The sequence below is a fragment of the Halorubrum salipaludis genome (assembly GCF_002286985.1).
Lineage (GTDB): Archaea > Halobacteriota > Halobacteria > Halobacteriales > Haloferacaceae > Halorubrum > Halorubrum salipaludis.
In genome coordinates this window covers 308,891-328,834 of the sequence record NZ_NSKC01000002.1, presented here as the reverse complement: position 1 = coordinate 328,834, position 19,944 = coordinate 308,891, and the positions used below count along the sequence as shown (strand labels likewise).

The 19,944-nt window shown below is 69.2% G+C and carries 16 protein-coding genes and 1 tRNA gene; 9 read left to right on the top strand and 8 right to left on the bottom strand.

Annotated elements, in window-relative coordinates; all coding sequences use genetic code 11:
- Window positions 1-50: 50 nt before the first annotated feature.
- Entirely contained in the window at window positions 51-1,769 is a 1,719-nt protein-coding gene (locus CK500_RS04305) for a COG1361 S-layer family protein (protein ID WP_095636015.1), read from the bottom strand.
- Between the two features lie 178 nt (window positions 1,770-1,947).
- Between CK500_RS04305 and CK500_RS04300 the strand changes: the two genes are divergently transcribed.
- Entirely contained in the window at window positions 1,948-2,631 is a 684-nt protein-coding gene (locus CK500_RS04300) for a TetR/AcrR family transcriptional regulator (protein WP_095636014.1), read from the top strand.
- 21 nt (window positions 2,632-2,652) lie between these two features.
- Here CK500_RS04300 and CK500_RS04295 read toward each other — a convergent pair whose 3' ends face one another.
- Window positions 2,653-3,354 carry an HD domain-containing protein gene (locus CK500_RS04295; protein ID WP_095636013.1) on the bottom strand — a complete coding sequence of 234 codons (702 nt, stop codon included), beginning with the start codon at window positions 3,352-3,354 and terminating at the stop codon, window positions 2,653-2,655.
- A 146-nt stretch (window positions 3,355-3,500) separates the two neighbouring features.
- Here CK500_RS04295 and CK500_RS04290 point away from each other — a divergent pair, with 146 nt between their 5' ends.
- Entirely contained in the window at window positions 3,501-4,421 is a 921-nt protein-coding gene (locus CK500_RS04290; RefSeq protein ID WP_095636012.1) for a cation diffusion facilitator family transporter, read from the top strand.
- 46 nt (window positions 4,422-4,467) lie between these two features.
- The gene (locus tag CK500_RS04285) at window positions 4,468-5,208 is read left to right on the top strand and encodes a YqjF family protein (RefSeq protein WP_095636011.1); all 741 of its coding nucleotides are present in this window, start codon (window positions 4,468-4,470) and stop codon (window positions 5,206-5,208) included.
- Between the two features lie 621 nt (window positions 5,209-5,829).
- Here the strand turns inward: CK500_RS04285 and CK500_RS04280 are convergent.
- A complete protein-coding gene (locus CK500_RS04280) occupies window positions 5,830-7,137 on the bottom strand; it encodes a Glu/Leu/Phe/Val family dehydrogenase (protein WP_095636010.1) in 1,308 nt (435 codons plus the stop codon).
- 192 nt (window positions 7,138-7,329) lie between these two features.
- Between CK500_RS04280 and CK500_RS04275 the strand changes: the two genes are divergently transcribed.
- The gene (locus CK500_RS04275; protein ID WP_095636009.1) at window positions 7,330-7,794 is read left to right on the top strand and encodes a PH domain-containing protein; all 465 of its coding nucleotides are present in this window, start codon (window positions 7,330-7,332) and stop codon (window positions 7,792-7,794) included.
- Complete coding sequence (locus CK500_RS04270) at window positions 7,791-9,704, top strand: PH domain-containing protein (RefSeq protein ID WP_095636008.1); 1,914 nt, start codon at window positions 7,791-7,793, stop codon at window positions 9,702-9,704. Before CK500_RS04275 ends, CK500_RS04270 begins: the two co-directional genes overlap by 4 nt.
- Window positions 9,705-9,773: 69 nt before the next feature.
- Here CK500_RS04270 and CK500_RS04265 read toward each other — a convergent pair whose 3' ends face one another.
- Window positions 9,774-10,919: an acyl-CoA dehydrogenase family protein gene (locus tag CK500_RS04265; protein ID WP_095636007.1), complete on the bottom strand. Its 1,146-nt coding sequence runs from the start codon at window positions 10,917-10,919 to the stop codon at window positions 9,774-9,776.
- Between the two features lie 197 nt (window positions 10,920-11,116).
- Between CK500_RS04265 and CK500_RS04260 the strand changes: the two genes are divergently transcribed.
- On the top strand, window positions 11,117-12,184 hold the full coding sequence (locus tag CK500_RS04260; RefSeq protein WP_095636006.1) for a phytoene/squalene synthase family protein: 1,068 nt from the start codon (window positions 11,117-11,119) through the stop codon (window positions 12,182-12,184).
- An 88-nt stretch (window positions 12,185-12,272) separates the two neighbouring features.
- Here the strand turns inward: CK500_RS04260 and CK500_RS04255 are convergent, their stop codons facing one another.
- The 4 genes from CK500_RS04255 to CK500_RS04240 form a co-directional block, all read right to left on the bottom strand.
- Complete coding sequence (locus CK500_RS04255; protein ID WP_095636005.1) at window positions 12,273-14,270, bottom strand: DEAD/DEAH box helicase; 1,998 nt, start codon at window positions 14,268-14,270, stop codon at window positions 12,273-12,275.
- Window positions 14,271-14,347: 77 nt separating this feature from the next.
- A complete protein-coding gene (locus CK500_RS04250; RefSeq protein WP_095636004.1) occupies window positions 14,348-14,941 on the bottom strand; it encodes a HalX domain-containing protein in 594 nt (197 codons plus the stop codon).
- A gap of 153 nt (window positions 14,942-15,094) precedes the next feature.
- Window positions 15,095-16,582 (bottom strand): IMP dehydrogenase, encoded by a 1,488-nt coding sequence (guaB, locus tag CK500_RS04245; RefSeq protein WP_095636003.1) that lies wholly within the window; start codon window positions 16,580-16,582, stop codon window positions 15,095-15,097.
- A gap of 233 nt (window positions 16,583-16,815) precedes the next feature.
- Window positions 16,816-17,700, bottom strand: coding sequence for an IS1595 family transposase (locus CK500_RS04240; protein ID WP_095636002.1), 885 nt, complete (start codon window positions 17,698-17,700; stop codon window positions 16,816-16,818).
- A 545-nt stretch (window positions 17,701-18,245) separates the two neighbouring features.
- Between CK500_RS04240 and CK500_RS04230 the strand changes: the two genes are divergently transcribed.
- From CK500_RS04230 to CK500_RS17165, 3 genes are all read left to right on the top strand, one after another.
- A complete protein-coding gene (locus tag CK500_RS04230) occupies window positions 18,246-19,259 on the top strand; it encodes a DUF5794 domain-containing protein (protein WP_095636000.1) in 1,014 nt (337 codons plus the stop codon).
- A 96-nt stretch (window positions 19,260-19,355) separates the two neighbouring features.
- Window positions 19,356-19,583: a DUF5795 family protein gene (locus CK500_RS04225; RefSeq protein WP_095635999.1), complete on the top strand. Its 228-nt coding sequence runs from the start codon at window positions 19,356-19,358 to the stop codon at window positions 19,581-19,583.
- Window positions 19,584-19,722: 139 nt separating this feature from the next.
- Window positions 19,723-19,897: transfer RNA gene (locus CK500_RS17165), tRNA-Trp, on the top strand.
- Window positions 19,898-19,944: the final 47 nt, after the last annotated feature.

Sequence of the window (19,944 nt, the reverse complement as noted above, 5' to 3'; positions counted from 1 at the left end):
ACGGCGGGGAGCGCTCGCTCGCTCGGTCCGGTGTGGGTTCCGTCATCCGGTTACCGCCGCCGGTACCAGACGACCGCTCCCGCGCCGGCGACCACGACGAGCAGGCCGACGACGAGCGAGCCCACCGGGAACCCGCCGTCGTCGGTGGGTTCGGTCACCTCGATCGGGTACTGGGTCACGTCCGAGATCCGGTCGTTGCCGCGCTCGTCGTCGTACCGGAAGTCTAACTCGACCGGGTGGGTCTCGACGCTGGCGCCGGGCGCGGCCGACACCTCGAACCAGATCTCGGTCGACTCGCCCGGTTCGAGCTCGTCGACGAACGCCTCGTCGTTGGGGGCCGACAGCGGGCTGTCGGCGTATAAGCCGGCGTTGATCGACGAGAGCGTCTCCGGGCGCTGGTTCGTGATTTCGAATGAGACCCGGCGCGTCTCGCCCGCCGGGACCGTCGTGTTGTCGGCGACCAGGTCGAACTCGGGCTGACGCGGTGCGACCTCGATCCGCCGCGTCTCGTCGACCGCGACCGTCGAGTCGCCGCTCTCGTACTCGGTCGTGAACCGGAACTGCCGCGGTCCGGGGTCCGCGTTGCCGTTCACGTCGGCGTCGAAGGAGAACTCGACCGACTCGCCGGCCGGAATCTCCGGGAGCGCGTACCTGCTCTCGCCGACGCTCACCCGTTGGCTCTGCGGGTCCGCGACCAGCACCGCGTCGTCGACGTCGAGCGGGCCCTCGTTCGCGAGCGTCCCGGAGACGGTCCCAGAGTAGCCGACTTCGAGGGTCCCCTCGACGTTCTCGACCGAGAACGACTGCTCCGCGGCCGGGACGACCCCCGCCCGCGAGGCGGGCGCGGTCTCGTCGATCCCGTCGCGGTCGCGGTAGTCGACCGTGGAGACGAGCGCGTACGCCCCGCCGCCGAAGTCGGACGAGACGGCGGAGTCAAAGGTTACGGTCCGGTTCTCGCCGGGCTCCCAGTCCCCGACGAACGCCTCGCCGCTGCCGTCGCCGCCGATCACGGCGCCGCTGCCGGTGGTCGTCCCGGTGACGACCGCGTCGCGGGCGATCTCGTCGCCGACGTTCCGCAGCGTGGCGGTCACCTCGCCGCTCCCGCCGACCTGCGCGTCCGTCTCGGTGTCGAGGATCGCGAACCGCGCGCCGTCGTCGACGACGACCGTCAGGTCGAAGCGGTCACTCCCGCGGGTGTCCTTGTGGTTGTTGAACTCGGGGACCACCTCGAAGGTGTACCGGTAGCGGGCGGTCACCTCGACCTCGTACTCACCGTCCGGCACGTCGTCGGGGACCGTGACGTCGAGCGGGACGGAGACTGGGCTCGCGTCGGTCCGCACGTCGCCGACCACGGTCGTGCCGTCGCCGACCTCGATCGGCACGTCGCCGTCGTCGACCTCCAGTCTGAGCCCGCGGGCGGTCGTCACGCGCGGGTCGAGGTCGTTGCCCCTCTCCATGGTCCCCGTGTTGAGGATGTCGACCGTCACCGCCGACTCGGCGCCGCTCGGGACGGTCCGCTGCGAGAGGAACAGGTCGAGCTCGGGCGAGCCGCGGACCTGCTCGCCGCCGGCCTGCGCGACGGCGTCGCCGGCTCCATCGCCGGTCGCATCGGCGCCGATCGCGTCGGTCCCGACCAGCGCCGCCTGCCCGCGGTCGAGCGCGTCGCCGGACCCGGACGCGGCCGCGCCGGAGAGCGCGACGCCGGCGACGAGCGCCCCGGCCGCGACGACCGCCAGCGCCAGCGTGGCGATCCGCGCGCCCCGGCTCATCTCCGCCCTCCGGTAGCCGGGTGACGCGGGTTCGCCCGGTCCGCGCCGCGGAGGCCAACAGCCCGTCCACCGACCGCGTCGAGTCGAGTCATACGGTCGTGTCGGACGCTCCCGACATAAGCGTGTTGAATGAACGTTCAATCAGGGTCCCTATATGCGCGGCCGCGGTAGGTGGACCATGAAGGACCCGTTCGCGGAGCCGGCCGACACTCGACAGGCCATCCTCGGGGCGGCGTTCCGCGCGCTCTGCGAGCACGGGTACGCCGATCTCACGATAAAGCGGATCGGCGAGGAGTTCGACAAGAGCCCCTCGCTCGTGTATCACCACTACGACGGGAAAGACGAGCTGTTGGTCGACCTGCTCGGCTTCCTGCTCGACGGCTTCGAGGAGTCGGTCTCGGAGGGCGCGTTCGACATGACGCCCCGAGAGCAGCTCGACACCTACGTCGCGGCGACGACCGATCCCGACTCCATCCCCGGCGAGTACGGCCCCGACGGGCGGTTCATGACCGCCATCGTCGAGCTTCGGGCGCAGGCCGCGACCGACGAGGCGTACCGCGATCACTTCGACCGCAGCGACCGGGTGTTCGGATCGTACCTCGAACGCACGGTCCGCGAGGCGGCCGTGGAGGTACGCGAGGCGACCGCAGAGGTACGCGACGAGACGGGCGACGCGGACCGGTCCGACGCGACCGCCGACCCCGTCTCGCCCGCGGAGGTCGCGTCGACGCTTCAGACGCTCGCCACCGGGGGCATGCTGCGCTGGGCGACGACGACGGATCGGGAGTGGACCGACGACACCCGGCGGGGGATCGACCGGTACGTGGAGACGGTGCTCCCCCGGGTCGAGACCGACGCCTGAAGCGAGGGGTCGCCTCCCGCGTCAGCGGTCGGTGACGCCCTCGGGATCCATCCGTGCGACCTCCTCTTCGAGCCACTCGCGCAGCCACTTCACGCGCTTGATGCGCTGGTGAGCGATGCTCTCGGCGGTGTCGGAGACGACGCGCTCGGTGTGGTCGCGGGCGCGCTGGAGCACGCGGTCGACCATCATCGCGGCGTCCATGTGGGTCCGCGACTCGTACCCCATCCGGAGCAGCATCAGCACGGCGCCGTTCGCGCCGACCTTGTCGAGCACGTCGGCCTCGATCAGACACCGGCTCTCGAGGGGTACGTCCGCCAGGTCTCCCGTGTAGGAGTGCTCGACGACCGCGCCGCACACCTCCTCGATGAACGACTCCGGGTAGTTGCCGCGGCTCTGGAGGTACTCGCGGGCGACGCGCGCGCCGGCCTCGGCGTGCACGTCCTGCTCGGCCTCCAGCTTCGCCACGTCGTGGAACACCGCGGCCACCCGAACCACGTCGACGTCGGCCCCCTCGCTCTCGGCGATGTCGGCCGCCAGGTCGACGACGTTGAGGATGTGGTTGAACCGGTAGTCGGCCGAGTGCCAGGGGTACCAGCGCATGCGACCGCCGTCCTCCTCGCTCTCGACGCTTGCCGCGAGGTAATCTCTCACAAACCCTTTCATCTCCTCGAAGTCCTCGTCGCTCACCTCCGTTTCCTTAATCTCGACGCCCACGGGAACCACCTCGGGCGAAAAACTCGTTGTTCATTACCGTAACCGAGGAGCGTTTCGTTCTTAGTCGTTACGACGGGTGTACCGCCGCGCGCTCGGCGGGTGAGCGCGCACCCGACGCCGAGGTCCTTAAGTCCGGGCGGTGACCACCGACACGTATGTGGGGCCCCTGGGGAAGCGGCGAGAAGGCGCGGTTCCAGCGGGCCGCGGGCGTGAACGTCGTCGGGAACACGGTGAAGATCGCGGTGGAGGGGGCGGCGGGGCTGGCGTTCGGCAGCGTCGCCCTGCTCGCCGACGCGGCCCACTCCGTCGCCGACCTCGTCGCCAGCGCGGTCGTGTTCGTCTGGGGCGGGTCGCGGTACGACGACGCAGACGAGACCCACCCGCACGGCCACCAGCGGATCGAGCCGCTGACCGCGCTGTTCGTGGGCGCGACGATCGTGCTGCTCGGACTCCTGCTCCTCCGGGAGTCGGCGCTCGGACTCGTGGGGCCGGTCGAGGTCGCCGCGAGCCCGGTCCTCGTCGCCGCGCTGCTGTTCGCGATGGCCGACATGTACCTCCTCTACTGGTACACCGAGCGGGTGAACGCGACGCTGGGATCGACCGCGCTGACCGCGCTCGCGGCCGACTGTCTCAACGACATCTACACGACGATCGCCGCCCTGGTCGGCGTGTTCGGGCTCCTGCTCGGGTTCCCGATCCTCGACCCGGTCGCCGGGGCGCTCGTCAGCGTCCTCGTCGTCTATCAGGGCGTCGAGATCGCCCGCGAGAACGTCACGTACCTCGTGGGCGCCGCGCCGCCGGCCGCCGACCGCGAGCGGGTCACCGCCGCGCTCCGCGAGAACCCCGCGGTCGAGGGCGTCCACGACCTGACGGTGTTCTACGACGGCACCGATCTTGAGGTCGAGGTCCACGTCGAGGTCGACGGCGAGATGACGCTCCGGGAGGCCCACGACATCGAGACGGAGCTGGTCACGGGGCTCCGGAACTTGGAGGACGTGGGCGACGTGCACGTCCACCTCGATCCCTCGGGCGTCGGCGAGTGGAAGGACGCCGACGACGCCCGCGACCGGGACTGACCGCTCCCGGCGTGCGGCTTACCCGGCCGGCGCCCCTACCGCTCGTATGGTCAAGCGGCGCTGGCTGGAGATGACGTGGCGCGACGCGCTGTTCTGCCACTGGCCGGTCGATCCCGCCGTCGTGGCCGGAACGCTGCCAGACCGGCTCTCGGTCGCCACCCACGAGGGCGACGCGTACCTGAGCGTCGTCGCCTTCGCGATGGACGACATCCGCCCGCGCGGCGCGCCGGTCGGGCTCTCGTTCCCGGAGCTCAACCTCCGGACATACGTCGAGGGGCCCGCCGGTCGGGGCGTGTACTTCTACAACCTCGACGCCGCCGACCCGATCGGCGTCGCGGTCGCGCGGCGGCTGTTCGCCCTCCCGTACTACCGCGCCGAGATGGACGTGACCCGTCCCCGGAGCGCCGACAGCTCGGGTGTCGCCGGCGGCCCGGACGCCCGGGACGGCCCGGGCGCTCCCGTCCGGTTCACCAGCCGCCGGACGCACTCCGGCGTCCCGCACGCGCGGTTCGACGCGACCTACGAGCCGACGGGCGAGGCGTTCGCGGCCGAGCCGGGGTCGCTCGACGCGTTCCTCGTCGAGAACTACCGGTTCTACGCGCAGGGAAACCGGCTGTACCGCGGCGAGATCGCCCACGAGCCGTGGACGCTGCGCGAGGCGACCGTCGACACCCGGGCGAACACCCTGTTCGAGGCGAACGGCTTCGACCGCCCCGACGACGATCCGATCGTCCGCTACGCGGAGCCGATCGAGGTGGGCGCGGACCGGATTCGATCGGTTCGGTGAGATGCTGTTCTCGAACATATCCTTGTTCGGAACGGCCGGCCAGTGAACCCGGTCCAGCGATCGACTTCGGAGGTGAGTGTTGCAGATCGATATCGGCGATCCGGTATTTAAACAGCCAAGAGCGACGACGACGATTACTTATAAAGAATCGTGAGGCGGCGCGTGCCTGCGAGCGCCCGGAGGGCGCGAGACAGCACGCGCGAGGTCGCCGGCGCTTAGAAGCGCCGGCCGACGAGGCTGGGGAGGCGTGAGGCTGCTGTGCGGTTGCGGGTGGGTGGGACTCAAAGGGGCAGTCGCCGGCGGCGGAGCCGCCGGCTGCCAGAGGCGCGAAGCGCCTCGCTGCCGCGAGGACGGCGCAGGCGACGGAAGCACTGGAAGGAGCGAGCACCGCGAGCGACTGAAGCGCGCAGCGAGCGTGCGCCGTCCTCGCGGCTGGGGCTTTGGAAGCGTTCGTGTCGATCGTCGGTTTATAAGTACCGTACAGCCGAGCGGCTGGGCCTTTGGAGGCCGTCACTCCAGCGTCGTCGATCGCTTATAAACATCCGCCAGCACCACCACAATCCGACTTATAAACAACCGACCCGCCGCAGTGACTCACGTACTCCCGCTATCGCTCGCCGGTTACGGGAACAGCCCGCGGTACTCGTGGGCGCTCGCGGTGCGCTCTAGGGCCAGCGTGTATGCCGCCGTCCGAAGGTCCGGCAGCTCCTTCTGGTCGTACTGGTCGATCGTCTGGTCGAACGCCGTGCCGATGCGGCGCTCCAGCTCGGCGTTGACCGTCTCAAGCGGCCACGAGAACTCCTGGGCGTTCTGGACCCACTCGAGGTACGAGACGATGACCCCGCCGGCGTTCGCGAGGATGTCAGGGACGACCTGGATGTCCCGCTCCGTGAGCACCTCGTCTGCGGCGACGGTCGTCGGCCCGTTCGCCGCCTCGACGATCGCGGACGCGCGGAGGTCGTGGACGTTGTCCGCGGTGATCACGCCCTCGACTGCGGCGGGGATCAGCACGTCGACGTCGAGGGTCAACAGCTCCTCGTTCGTGATCTGGTCGGGATCGTCCCACTGGTTCCCGCCGCTGGTCCGCCGGTCTTCGGGCAGGGCCCGCGGCTCGCCGGCGACGTACTCCTCGATCAGGCCGCCGGCGTCGACGTGAGCGCCGAGCGCCGCCACGTCGAGCCCGTCCGGATCGTAGGCCGCGCCGCTCACGTCGGAGGTGGCGACGATCCGCGCGCCCGCCTCGTCGAGGAGCCGGGCCGCGTGCGACCCGACGTTGCCGAACCCCTGGATCGCGACGCTGGCGTCCGACAGGTCGCGGTCGAGGTACTCGAAGAGGCGCTCGGTGACGATGGAGACCCCGCGGCCGGTCGCGGCGACGCGCCCCGGCGTCCCGCCGATCTCCAGCGGCTTTCCGGTGACGACCTGCGGGACGGAGTACCCCTCGTACATCGAGTAGGTGTCCATCATCCACGCCATCGTCTGCGGATTCGTGTTCATGTCCGGCGCGGGCACGTCGGTCTCGGGACCGATCATCCGACGGATCCCCTCGGTGTACCGCCGAGTGAGGCTCTCCAGATCGTTCTGGGTCAGGTCCTTGGGCTCGCAGATGACGCCGCCCTTCGCGCCGCCGTACGGGAGGTCAACCAGCGCCGTCTTCCACGTCATCCATCCCGCGAGCGCCTCGACCTCGCGCTGGGTGACAGAGGGGTGGAACCGGACGCCACCCTTAAACGGGCCGCGGGCGCTGTCGAACTGACAGCGGTACCCCTCGAACACCTTGACCTCGCCGGAGTCGAGCTCTACCGGGAGCGTGACTTTGAGCGTTCGCTCCGGGTGTTTGAGCCGCTCGAAGATACCGTGGTCCACGTCGGCGTACTCCTCCGCGCGGTCCATCTGTGCGAGCATGTTCTCGAACGGGTCGTCCGTCATAGTCGGCCCGACTCGGCCCCGGGTGATATCGGTTTCGGCAAGTATCACCTTCGGTTGAGAATGACTCGCACGAAAAACGGGACGCCGACGACGCGGTCCCGACGCCCGGCGGTCGTCGGTTTCGCCCGGACTTATACGTCGGCGCCGACAACGGCGGCCCATGACACTCGGACGCTCGCGGGGGGTGCGTCGATGACGACGCAGACGCTCCATCCCCGCGTTCAGATCGTGTGGGTCCTCCGTGCGGTGCTCATCGCCGCGGTGCTGACGGCGCCGTTCGCCGGCGCCGTCTACTTTGACCGGCTCCCGGAGTGGGTGCCGGTCGCCGCCGGCGCGGCCTTCCTCGTGCTCGGCGTGGCGCACGCGCTCCTCCGATACCGCCGCTGGAGCTACGAGATCCGGGAGGACGCGCTGTACCTCGACCGGGGCGTGGTCACGCAGGTCCGGACGACGGTACCGCTGGTGCGGATCCAGCACGTCGACTCCCGGCGCGGCCCCGTCGAGCGCGGCGTCGGGCTCGCCTCCTGCGTCGTGTACACGGCCGGCTCCCGCGGCGCCGACGTCCGGATTCCGGGGCTCACCCCGGAGGGGGCGAGCGACCTCCGCGAGGAGCTGAAGCGCCTGGCCATCCGCGCGGACGGGGAGGACGCGGTGTGAAGCTCGCGCCCCAGTCGGTCCCGTACCGCGCGCTCCAGAAGGTGTCCGGGATCGTCGTGGTCCTCTTTTTCGTCGTGAACAACAACCCCGACTGGGGGTTCGCGGCCGCGACCGCCGTCGGCGCCGCGGTCGTCCTCGCCGCGTTCGCGTACGAGGTCGCGTACTACCGGCGGTTCGACTACGAGCTGACCGAGGACACCCTCGACATCTCCTCCGGGGTCATCTCCCGGCGCGAGCGGGAGATCCCCTACCGGCGGATCCAGAACGTCGACGTGAGCCGGAGTGTGATCCAGCGCGCGATCGGCGTCGCCGCGGTGGACTTAGAGACCGCCGGCGGCTCCAGCACCGAGGGGTCGATCCGCTTCGTCACGCCCGACGAGGCGACCCGGCTCCAGCGTGAGGTTCAGCGCCGCAAGTCGGCCGGGTCCGGCGGGGAGACGCGGAGCGAGGGAGCGGACCGTGCCGAAAGCGAGGCGGGGACGGGAGCGAGGCCGGGAGCGGGCGCGGGAGGGGACCGGATCGGCCCGGACGAAGAGGAGCTGTTCGCGATCTCGCCCGGCGAGCTCGCCCTCGTGGGAGCCCTGTCGTTCGACGGGCGGCTCATCGGGCTGTTGGCCTTTCTGAGCTCCGGGTCGGTTCCCGTGCTCTCCAGCTTCATCCCGGACGCGTCGGCGGTCGCGCTCACGGCGACCGCGATCGTCGGCGTCGGCGGGCTGTTCCTCGTGTCGTGGGTGCTCGGCGCGGGGGTCGCCTTCACGAATTACTACGGATTCAGACTCTCCCGTGCCGGCGACGAGCTCCGGTACGAGCGCGGGCTGTTCCGCCGGTACAGCGGGTCGATCCCGACGGAGAAGGTGCAGGCACTCCGGATCGCCGACAACCCGGCCAAGCGCGCGCTCGGCTACGCCAGCCTCTCGATCGAGACCGCCGGCTACGCCCCCGGACAGGGCGGCGATCAGGGGAGTCAGGCGGCCGTCCCGATCGCGGCGACCGACCGGGTGTACCGACTGGCGCGGGAGGTCGAGTCGTTCGGCGACCCGCGTTTCAACCGCCCGCCCAAGCGGATCCGCTGGCGGTACGCGTTCCGATACGCGATCGTCGTCGGCGTCCTCGTCGGGATCGCGTTCGGCGTCGACTGGTACCTCGGTGCCGGCCTCCCGTGGTACGCCCCGGCCGCGCTCCTGCTCGCCGTGCCGCCGGCCGCGCACCTGAAGTGGAAACACCGCGGCTACTGGCTCGGCGAGGACCACCTGCTCGCCCGGAACGGGTTCTGGAGCCGCACGGTGACGGTTGTGCCGTACTACCGGATCCAGAACGTCATCGACACCCGGACCGTCTTCCAGCGGCGCTGGGACGTGGCGACGATCGTCGCAGACACCGCCGGCAGCAGCTCCATCGCCGGCAGCGACGCCGCCGCCGTCGACTTCGCGACCGACGAGGCGGTTGAGCTCCGCGAGACCCTCCGGGAGCGGCTCCGGGTCGCCGTCGTGGACCGCCGCGATCGACGGGACCGGTTCGAGTGGTTCGAGGGCGACGTGGACGGGCCGGACGAGACCGGCGAACCGATCTCCGAAGCCGACGCTCGGATCGGCGAGCAGACGACCGCCGACGGCGCCGACGGGGTCCCCTCCGAGAGCGACGAAAGCGAGTCGGAGATCCCGGACGACGGCGTGATCCGACCAGACTTCGCGGGCAGCGATCGCGACTACTCCGAACCGGCCGAGCGAGTGGACACCGGCGACTACGCGGTGGACCGACATCCGTCAGACATCCACCGCGAGGATGAGAACGCGAGCGGGGAGGACGAGAGCGGCAACGAGGAGGACGACAAGGTGAGCGGGGAAGACGAGATCGGTGCCCGCGAGAGCGACGATGCCGACAGCGCCGACGCGGACGACGCCGAAAAGTAGGGTCGGTCCTCACCCGCACCCGACGCCCCTGCTCGGTGCGGCTCGGTCGCTGCTCGTTGAGGGTCCGGCCTATTCGTCGAGCAGCTGTTGCGCGATCGTGTTCCGGAGGACCTCGCTGGTCCCCTCGTAGATCTCCGACAGCTTCGCGTCGCGGTAGAACCGCTCCGCCGGGAAGTCCTTCGTGTAGCCGTAGCCGCCGTGGATCTGGATCCCCTCGTTGGCGACCTCGCGGGAGATCTCGGAGGCGTACAGCTTCGCCTGCGCGGCCTCCTTGATGAAGTCCTCGCCGCGCATCTTCAGGTCGGCCGCCTCGTGCATCAGCAGCTCGGCGGCGCGGACCTTCGTGTCCATGTCGGCGAGCTTGTGCTGGATCGCCTGGAAATCCGAGATGGGGCGATCGAACTGCTCGCGCTCCTGCGCGTAGTCGGTCGCCTCGTCGAGGGCGGCCCGCGCGATCCCGACCGAGCGCGCCGCGATGGTGATCCGCCCGCCGTTCAGCGTCTTCAGCGCCTGCACGAACCCCTCGCCCTCCTCGCCGAGCCGGCGCTCCTCCGGGATCCACATGTCGTCGAACCGCAGCTCGGCGGTCGGACACCCCTTGTCGCCGAGCTTGTCCTCGGTGCCCTCGACGACGAACCCGTCGTCCTCCTCGGGGCGGACGACGAACGCGGAGATCCCCTTCCGTCCCGCGTCGGGGTCGGTCTTCGCGAACAGCGTGACCGTGTCGGCGACGGAGCCGTTCGAGATCCACAGCTTCCCGCCGTCGACGACGTAGCCGTCGCCGTCCGCGGTGGCGGTCGTCGACATCGCCGGCACGTCCGAGCCCGCCTCCGCCTCCGAAAGGGCGAAGGCACCGATGTCTTCGCCCGTGTTGAGGGCGGTGAGGTACTCCTCCTTCTGTCGCTCGTCGCCGAACTCGTAGAGCATGTTGCCCGCGAGCGACGTGTGAGCCGCGACGACCGTCCCGAGGCCGCCGGAGCCGCGAGCGATCTCCGACAGGCCGATCGCGTAGCTGTGGTAGTCGAGTCCGGCCCCCTCGTACTCGACCGGGAACGGCATCCCCATGAGGCCGAGGTCGGCCATCTCGTCGATCAGGTCGGCCGGGAACTCGTCAGTCTCGTCGATCTCGGCGGCGCGCGGAACGACCTCCTCGTCGACGAACTCCGCGACCGTGTCGCGGATCTGACGCTGCTCTCCGGAGAGGGAGAAGTCCATGATCGGGGGTGACCGCACGGCAACTTAGCCGTTTCCACACGGTTGTACACGGGCCGGGCGTTTGGCGGCCTCGTCCGGAGAAAAGCCGGACACCGCGGGGGCGGAAGCCGGACCCACGAGAACGGAAGTCCCACCGCGGGCCCGCCCGGCGTTCCACGAGGCTTTTTATGCGTTGTGACGTAAGAGTCCGTAACCGAATGAGCGGACGAGAACGCGGTCCCGTCGAGCCCGACCTCCAGTGGTGTCACGAGGCGGTGCAAGGCGTCTCCCGGACCTTCGCGCTGACGGTCGACGTGTTGGAGGAGCCGATGGCCTCGCACATCTGCGTGGGGTACCTCCTCTGTCGGGTCGCCGACACCGTCGAAGACGCGGGCCACATCCCTCCAGAGGCCCAGAGCGACGTGTTGCGGACGTACCGACGCGCGATCGACCCCGACGACGAGGCCGACATCGCGGCGTTCCGCGAAGCCGTCGACGAGTGGCTCCCCGCCCCCGCGGAGCGCAACGACGACTGGGAGGTCGTCGCCGAGGCGCCGACGATCGTGGCGACGTTCGCGGAGTTCGACGCCGAGGCCCGCGAGGCGATCGTCCCACCGGTGTTGGAGATGGTCGAGGGGATGGCGATGTTCGTCGACCGGCACGCCACCGAGGGCGGGCTCCGCATCGACGACCGCGACGAGCTGGAGCAGTACTGCTACTACGCCGCCGGGACGGTCGGCAACCTCATCACGAACCTGCTCACCCGCGGCGATGTCACCGAGGACCGGGCGCAGCGGCTCCGCGACACCGCCGAGGAGTTCGGGCTCCTCCTCCAGCTCGTGAACGTCTCGAAGGACGTGTACGACGACTACACCGAGGAGAACAACGTCTACCTCCCCGCGGAGTGGCTCGCGGACGAGGGGGTCGATCAGGAGCGCGTGGTCCACCCGGAGAACCGCGAGTCGTCCGCCCGCGTCGTCGACCGGACCGCCGACTACGCCCGCTCGTTCCTCGACGACGCGCAGGCGTACCTCGAGACGATGCCGCTCTCGAACGGGAACACGATGGAGGCGTGGACCGTCCCGTACCTGCTCGCGGTCGGCACCCTCCGCGAGCTCGGCTCCCGCCCCGAGGACGCGCTCACCGAGACCGGCGTGAAGATCTCCAGACAGGAGGTGTTCGCGGTGATGTCCGTCGCCGGCGACGCCGGCCGCGACTCGCTCGCCGAACTCCGACAGACGATCGCGCGGACGCCGTTCCACCGGGCGGTCGAGCCCGCGGACTGATCGCCGTCTCTCCGCCTCGCTCTCTCCTTCTCTGTCGTCCTCTCTCTCTCCCTCTCTCCCTCTCTGCCATCTTCTCTCCCGTTCCCGCTCACAGCCGCGAGCGAGCCCTCGTGATCGCCGGCACGCGCACGCCGATCGTCTCCGCGAGCGCCTCGGCCGCGCTCAACAACCACTCGGCGCGCTCGACGCGCGAGTCGAGGTCGCCCGGCCCGATCCGGTACGACTCGACCAGCTCCTCGACGGTCGCGCCGCCGATCCACTCGTCGAGGATTCGCGCCGTCTTCACCGACTCCAGCCACTCCTCGAAGTCGTCAGCCTCGTCCATCGCGGTCGTCAGCGTCCCCGCGTTCGCCCGCGCGAACCGGTAGATGTCGGCGCGCTCCTCGTTGCCGAGGTAGGTGTCCTGCATGTCCGGCGTGTCACAGACCACCTCGAAGGCGGTGAGCGTCGTCGCGTTCGACATCGCCGCGGCGGTCCGGAGCCCCGAGACGATCCGCTCTGCGGTCTCCGGCCTGACGTACTGCTTCGAGGCCGTCTCCCCGACCGGAGTGGCGACCAGCCGGTACGCCTCGACGCCGCCCTCGCCGGTCTCCCGGTCGATCAACCCGCCGGAGACGAGGTCGTCGACCGCGACGGCGACGGCGTCAGCCAGTCCGCCCGCGCCCGCCTCTCGCGCGTAGAAGGTCCCCTCGAACACGTCGAGGATCTCGGCCTCGGTCTCGGCGAACCCGGTCGCGACCGCCGAGAGGACGTGCGTCCGCAGCGACGCCGGGTCGGCGAGCGTCGACTCGACCGCCTCCGGCTCCCCCTCGACGTACCGCTCGACGAGCTCGGCCTCGGTGTCCGCGTCGCCGACGAGCACGGCCTCGCCGTACGGGTCCAGCCCGGGACGCCCGGCGCGCCCGCACATCTGGTGGACCTCCAGCGTGGGGAGCCACTCCATCGCCGACCCCGCGTACCGCTTCTGGTCGCGGACCACGACCCGCCGCGCGGGGACGTTGACGCCGGCGGCCAGCGTCGGCGTCGCGCAGATACAGGCGATCTCGCGGTCGCGGAACGCCTCCTCGACGACCGCCCGGTGACCGGCCCGCAGCCCCGCGTGGTGGAAGGCCACGCCGGACCGCAGGCAGTCCGCCAGCTGCCGGCCGGTCGCGGTGCCGTCCACCTCGGCGGCCTCGTCGGCGGCGGTCACGGCGGCCGACTCGACGCCGAATCGGTCGGCGAGCCCGTCGTCCGCGAGCCGCTCGGCCAGCGCGACCGCCTCCGTTCGGGACCGGACGAACGCGAGACACTGGCCGCCCCGGTCGACCGCGTCGGCGACGAGGGCGGCGGTGATTTCGGTGTCGTCGGGGTGATCGTCGTCGGGGGGATCCTCGTCGGAACCGTCGTCGTCACCGCTTCCGCCGTTCGAGTCTCCTTCGACGGCGACCGAGATCTCCGTTCCGTCGTCGAACGTCACGTCCCCGCCGACGGCGACGCCGGTGCGGAGGTCGACGGGCCGCCACTCGGACTCCACGAGGGCCGCGTCCAGCCACTCCGCGATCGCCTCCGGGTTGTCGACCGTCGCGGACAGCGAGACGACCTGTAGCTCGGGGTTCCGTCGACGGAGCGTCGCGAGGGTGACCTCGAGGGTCGGGCCGCGGCGCTCCGCGCCGAGGAGGTGGACCTCGTCGACGGCGACGCAGGCGAGCTCGTCGACCCACGACGCGCCGTTGCGGATCGCGGAGTCGACCTTCTCGCTTGTGGCGACCACCACGTCGTTGCCCGCGAGGTCCTCGCCCGACGCGTCGAAGTCGCCGGTCGAGATCGCGGCCTCGACGCCGGGCAGCGCCGCGAACGCCTCGTACTTCTCGCGGGCGAGCGCGCGGAGGGGACAGACGTAGAGGCCGGGCCCGTCCGCGGTCAGCAGCGCCAGCTCGGCGACGAACGTCTTCCCCGAGGCGGTCGGCACCGCGGCGACGACGTTCTCGCCCTGGCAGACGCCGGCGTCGACCGCGGCCGCCTGCGGGGGATACAGCTCGCGGATCCCCCGGTCGGCGAAGTGCTCGACGAACCGCTCCGACAGCGGGAGATCGCGAACGCGCATTCGATCTGCGGGTTCGGCGGCAACGTATTTAAAAAGTCGCGCGGGACGGACTCACCGGCCGAGGCTCGGCGTCGCCGTCACTCCTCGGCGTCGGTGTCGAACTCCTGAAACAGCTTCTCGAAGTCGTCGTCGTCCTCGGTCACCGCCTCCAGCGACTGGTCGGCGCGAGACCGGAGCTCAGCGATCCGGTCGGTGAGCCGCTGGTACTCCTCGTGGTCCGCGAGCTCGGTCGCGCTCTTCTCGGTCTCCAGCATCGCCTTCTTCGAGGTCAGCGAGAACAGCTCCTGCATCTCGGTGTCGTACTCGCCGCGGCGAAGCAGTCCCTCGACCGTATCGCGGAGGGTGTCGCTGGTGACCGGCTTCACGAGGTAGTCGTCGAAGCCCATCTTCAGAATGTCGAAGTCGGGTTCGACTGCGGTCACCATGGCGACGCGGCAGTCGATGCCGCGCTCGCGGACCGCGGCGAGGACCTCGTCACCGGACAGCCCCGGCATCCGTCGGTCCAGCAGGATCGCGTCGACCCCGTCGTCGGCCTCGTCGAGCTCGTCTAACGCCTCCTGGCCGCCGTACGCGGTCCGGACGCGATACTCGTCGCCGAGCCACGCGGCGTACAGGTCGGCCAGGTCTGGCTCGTCCTCCACCACGAGGACCAGCGGCGGTTGCTCACTCATGGATTCTCGGAGCGACGACGTGTTCGCTCACACGTTTCGTCTCTGCGCGGACTATATTAAAATACCTCTTCGGGTCCGAGTCACCGGTTTCGGGATCGGGAGTCAGTCGCCCCGGACGCGGTTCGCGCCGTCGAGCCGGGCGCTACCGCCGCGTCACTCGTTCGGACTGTAGTTGGGCGCCTCGTCGGTGATCATCACGTCGTGCGGGTGGCTCTCGCTCTGTCCGGCGCTGGAGACGCGGACAAACTCGGCGCGCTCGTGGAGCTCCGGGACCGTCTCGGCGCCGACGTATCCCATCCCGGAGCAGATGCCGCCCGTGAGCTGGTGGAGCTCGGAGGCGAGGCTCCCCTTGTACGGGGTCGCGGCCTCGACGCCCTCCGGAACGAACTCCTCGTCTTCGTCCTCCTCCTTGAGGTAGCGGTCGCCGCCGCCCGACTTCATCGCGCCGACCGACCCCATCCCGCGGTACTGCTTGTACTTTTTCCCCTGCATCGTGATGACGCGGCCGGGCGCCTCGTCGGTGCCGGCGAAGTACGAGCCGAGCATGACCGCGTTCGCGCCCGCGGCGAGCGCCTTGATCGCGTCGCCGGAGTAGCGGATACCGCCGTCGGCGATCACGGGCACGCCGTGTTCGGCGGCCACGTCGGCCACCTGCGAGACGGCGGTCATCTGGGGCATCCCCGCGCCGCTCACCACGCGCGTGGTGCAGATCGATCCCGGGCCGATGCCGACCTTGAGGCCGTCCGCGAAGTCGACGGCGGCCTCGGCGGCCTCGCGCGTCCCGACGTTACCGACGACCACGTCGGCGTCGACGGTCTCTTTGATCGCCCGCGCCGAGTCGAGCACGTTGAGGTTGTGGGCGTGCGCGCAGTCGATGAAGATCACGTCGACGTCGGCCTCGTCGGCCGCGACGGCGCGCTCCTCCTCGAAGGGACCCACCGCCACGCCGGCGAGCAGGCGACCGTCCTCGTCGCGGGCGGCCTCCTCGTGCTCGCGGCGCTGGAGGATCCCCTGCATCGTGACGAGCCCGACGAGCCGGTCGGCGTCGTCCACGATCGGGACGCGCTCGATCTTGTGGTCGTACATCAGCTCGAGCGCCTCGCGGGCGTCGACGTCCTCGGGCGCGGTGATGACCTCGTCGGTCATTGCCTCGCTGACGGCGTCGTCCTCGCCGACCTCGAGGTAGGGACGGATGTCGGTGCCCGAAATGATCCCTAGGACCGCGTCGTCCTCGTCGACGACCGGGGCGCCGGAGACGCCCTGCCGCTCCATCACGGCGTCGGCCTCGCGGACCGTGTCGTCGGGCGAGACGGTCACGACGTTCTCGCGTCGGATGACCAGCTCGTGGGCGCGTTTGACGCGCTCGACCTCCGCGGCCGTCTCCTCGACGGTCATGTTGCGGTGGAGGACGCCGAGCCCGCCCTCGCGGGCCATCGCGATCGCGAGGTCGCTCTCGGTCACCGTGTCCATCGCCGCCGAGAGGACCGGGACCGTGAGTTCGACGTTCTTCGAGACGCGCGCGGAGAGATCCGCGTCGTCGGGCTCCACGCGGCTCTCCTTGGGCTTTAAGAGCACGTCGTCGAACGTCAACGCTTCCGGGACATCGAGTTTCGCCGAGAATCGGTCGGAGTCTGTCGCCATATAAACCGTCGTGAGTCGCCGATAAAAAGCGTTGCGAGTCAGCACAGACGTGCACGTCGTTGTCATCCAGATCCACGTAATATGCAATTTCGTGGATCGATCTTGGAGGGGTGGTAGGCCTCTCACTAATTCCAGCGGCCGGGCGGCCGTCGGTTCGACCGCGGATTCGTCGCCGACAGGCGAACAGACGGGACAGAATCGATCGATCGCTCTTGTGTAGCACATTGTTGATCTCAGAGAGTAGCTTTCACAGCGTGTTTAAGCGCTTCTCGTCCGGGTTTGCGATAGAGTTTTCGTCTGAGTTGGAACGCTCGGAAATACTGTGTGAGACAATTTTTTGAGATACCTCGATGCGGTGAGAGCCACCGTCGCGCCAGCGACGCGTGGCTCTCGCAGGTGTTCACATGGATCGCGTCGTCGGCGTACTCACCGTTTCCGTGAACGACGTATTCGCGGTCGAATTTCTCGTCTTCCTCAAGAGGATCGTACGCGCAAAATCCGTCTGTATAGACGGTGAGAGGCTCCTGCTGGCGGTCAGCCAGCAGGAGCCGGATCGTCGATTCGTCTGCGGATTTCGCCGGCACAAGATAGCGTTGGCCAGTGCCACGATCCACGAGGACGAACACCGGCGGTTTGTCCTGTTCATACGTCCCGCGCCCGCGTCGGGAGAGGCCGCGAGAGCGCGACCAGCGGTCGCGCTCGCGGCCTTTCAGGCCAGAAGAGACGTAGAACTCGTCGATTTCGACCGGGCCACGGAGATCGAGTGACGGCGCGTCGAGCGCTTCGGCGAAGCGCTCGACACGCCTGTGGATCGTTTTGTAGGTAACTTCAATTTCGCACTGTAACTGCCTGAGACTCGTATTAAACCGCAAAAAGGCGTAGATCGAAAACAGCCATTTGCGGAGTGCGATCTTCGAATGAGCAAAGATCGTGCCGGTTTTGTCGTTGAATGTGCGGCCGCAATCCTTACAGAGATACCGCTGAAAGTGCCCATAGCTGCCGTTTCTGACCGTTCGGTCAGAACGGCAGCGAGGACAGGAAACACCGTCACGCCAGCGAACCTGTTGGAGCAGGTCCGCTGCGACCGATTCCGACCCAAACACATCGAGCGGAATCATTCGTGTCGGACACCGCTGACGCGGTGTCCTTGTCCTCTTCGACTCGACAGCAACAGCTCAGCAGTATCAACAATCTCCTACAGAAGAGCGTCGATCGATTTGGCAGCTATTCCCCGATTATATGCGTCGGGATCGTCGTTCGTGGTCCACGCACCGACTCGTGAAACGATCGTACACGTATCGGTCGCCTCGATCGGCGTAACCTCCGATGAATCGTCAGTCGCGTCGCCGTTGCGTCGACGCATCGAAGACTTACACAGATATCGCACATCGATCTCTCGTTCCGTGCGGGCACGTCTCACACAACCTTTAACGCAACCGAAATAGATATATGAAGTATGGACTCCGACAGTCCCGTGAACGCGCGCATCGCCGGCCAGCCGATTCTCAACCTCGGCGCCCGCTTTACAGCCGGCAATCCGCGCAAACGCTTTACATGGGCTCGTCGGGCCGCTCGCGGATTCGACTCCGTACGCCGGGCCCTCGGCTATCGCGGGTCGTCCGCTTCCTACCGTGTACCCGTCGGTCAGGGTCATCGCCCCTGAATGAGCGTCTCACGTCACCCGATCGCCCTCCGACTGGAACAGCAGGTCGGGAGCGCGACGAAGCTGCTCGCGACGGTGATGGTGCTGCCGCTCGTCGACGGGATCTTCCCCGCCTTAGTCGTCGCCGGCGTCCTGACGACCGCGACGGGCGTGATCGAGACGGGGATCCTCATCTTCGGCGGCTCAGCGACCGCCGCGGTGATCCTCGCGGAGATGGACGGCAGCCGCCGGCAGATGGCCGGCTCCGTGCTGCTTATCGGTGCGATCATCATCCCCCTCGCGGCGCTGGAGGCCGCCTTCGCGCCCACGTTCAGGGGATTCCTGAACCTCCCGGTCTTCGAGCGCTTCGCCGGGCTGGTGATCCTCACGATCGCCGCCAAGACCGCGAGCTCGGAGATCGGCGAGTACCTGCCGAGCCCCGGCGTCATCATCTCGCTCGGGCTCGTCGCCAGCTTCGAGCCGTCCGGGTTCGTGCTCCGGACCTCTCCGGAGTACGTGCTCAACGGCGCCGCGGCGGCCGGCGTCGGCGTCGCGTTCGCGCTGGCGATCGCGCTGCTGTCGCCGCACCTCCGCGGCCGCGTGGACATCGACCGCTTCCGGTTCGGCTCCGCCGTCGCGCTGGGCGTGCTCGCGCTGCCGATCCTGCTCGGCCCCTTCGATCTCATGCAGACCGAGGCGCCCATCGCGCTGGCGGTGCTGGCCGTGACGACCCTGTTCGCTTACGACCCGAACGCCGGGCCGGCGGACGGTTCCGCCGGCGATGCCCCCGACGACCCCGACGACGCCGCCGAGACCGCCGCCGACGGCGCGGACGAGGCCGCCGACGGCGACGCCTCCGACGAGGGTCGCGTTGACCCGACCGAACCCCCGCTCGACGCGCCGACCGCACCCGGTCCCATCGTCGACGACGACGTGGCGGTGATCGCCAACGGCGGCGACCCCTCGACCGCGAGCGACGACGGGGACGGCACGGACCCCTTCGCGGACGACGACTCGCGCGCGCCGTGGCTGTAGGCGTCGACTGACTCCGAGAGCCGGACGCGGTCGACGGGAACGGTTCCGCGCCCCGCGTGTCGCCGGGGTTTAGGTGCTCGACGGCGAACGGCGGGTATGTCCAATCGCGTCGTGCAGGGGCGGATGGTGACGCCCGAGAAGCTCGCGGAGCTGGTCGAGGGCGAGTCTATCCTCGAGGCCGAATCGATCGCGGACGCCGACCGCGACTGTCCGGAATGCGGCGGCGACGTCATCTCCGTCGGCTACATGCCGAGCGTCACCGAGTTCGTCACCGGCTACAAGTGCCAGGAGTGCGACTGGAGCGCAGACGACCGGGAGGAGTGACCCCGCGGCGTCGTCGCGCGCGCTCTCGTCTCGTTTCGCTCCGTTTCGCTCCGTCGCGCTCGGCCGTCCCGTCGCCCGATCGCTCGCGATCGAAACCCCTTTATCCGCGTTTCGGCAACCAACGCTTACGAGATAGCGCGGGGCTGTGGCCAAGCCAGGCATGGCGACTGACTCCAGAGGCTTGCGCCCGGGACGACACTCCAGACTGATATACCGAGCGGCCGACTGATCATCGGTCGTGTTGACGACCCTCTGGAGTTCCGAGGCGCACCGGAGATATCAGTCGATCGGGGGTTCAAATCCCTCCGGCCCCATTCCTATCTTGACTCTATCTTATCGCTACCGAGAGGTATCTATTCGA

What these genes read in the sequence shown, in the direction of transcription:
- CK500_RS04305 (WP_095636015.1), bottom strand. Translation starts at nt 1,769, where the DNA reads ATGAGCCGGGGCGCGCGGATCGCCACGCTGGCGCTGGCGGTCGTCGCG.
- CK500_RS04300 (WP_095636014.1), top strand. Translation starts at nt 1,948, where the DNA reads ATGAAGGACCCGTTCGCGGAGCCGGCCGACACTCGACAGGCCATCCTC.
- CK500_RS04290 (WP_095636012.1), top strand. Translation starts at nt 3,501, where the DNA reads ATGTGGGGCCCCTGGGGAAGCGGCGAGAAGGCGCGGTTCCAGCGGGCC.
- CK500_RS04285 (WP_095636011.1), top strand. Translation starts at nt 4,468, where the DNA reads ATGGTCAAGCGGCGCTGGCTGGAGATGACGTGGCGCGACGCGCTGTTC.
- CK500_RS04280 (WP_095636010.1), bottom strand. Translation starts at nt 7,137, where the DNA reads ATGACGGACGACCCGTTCGAGAACATGCTCGCACAGATGGACCGCGCG.
- CK500_RS04275 (WP_095636009.1), top strand. Translation starts at nt 7,330, where the DNA reads ATGACGACGCAGACGCTCCATCCCCGCGTTCAGATCGTGTGGGTCCTC.
- CK500_RS04265 (WP_095636007.1), bottom strand. Translation starts at nt 10,919, where the DNA reads ATGGACTTCTCCCTCTCCGGAGAGCAGCGTCAGATCCGCGACACGGTC.
- CK500_RS04260 (WP_095636006.1), top strand. Translation starts at nt 11,117, where the DNA reads ATGAGCGGACGAGAACGCGGTCCCGTCGAGCCCGACCTCCAGTGGTGT.
- CK500_RS04255 (WP_095636005.1), bottom strand. Translation starts at nt 14,270, where the DNA reads ATGCGCGTTCGCGATCTCCCGCTGTCGGAGCGGTTCGTCGAGCACTTC.
- CK500_RS04250 (WP_095636004.1), bottom strand. Translation starts at nt 14,941, where the DNA reads ATGAGTGAGCAACCGCCGCTGGTCCTCGTGGTGGAGGACGAGCCAGAC.
- guaB (WP_095636003.1), bottom strand. Translation starts at nt 16,582, where the DNA reads ATGGCGACAGACTCCGACCGATTCTCGGCGAAACTCGATGTCCCGGAA.
- CK500_RS04240 (WP_095636002.1), bottom strand. Translation starts at nt 17,700, where the DNA reads ATGATTCCGCTCGATGTGTTTGGGTCGGAATCGGTCGCAGCGGACCTG.
- CK500_RS04230 (WP_095636000.1), top strand. Translation starts at nt 18,246, where the DNA reads ATGAGCGTCTCACGTCACCCGATCGCCCTCCGACTGGAACAGCAGGTC.
- CK500_RS04225 (WP_095635999.1), top strand. Translation starts at nt 19,356, where the DNA reads ATGTCCAATCGCGTCGTGCAGGGGCGGATGGTGACGCCCGAGAAGCTC.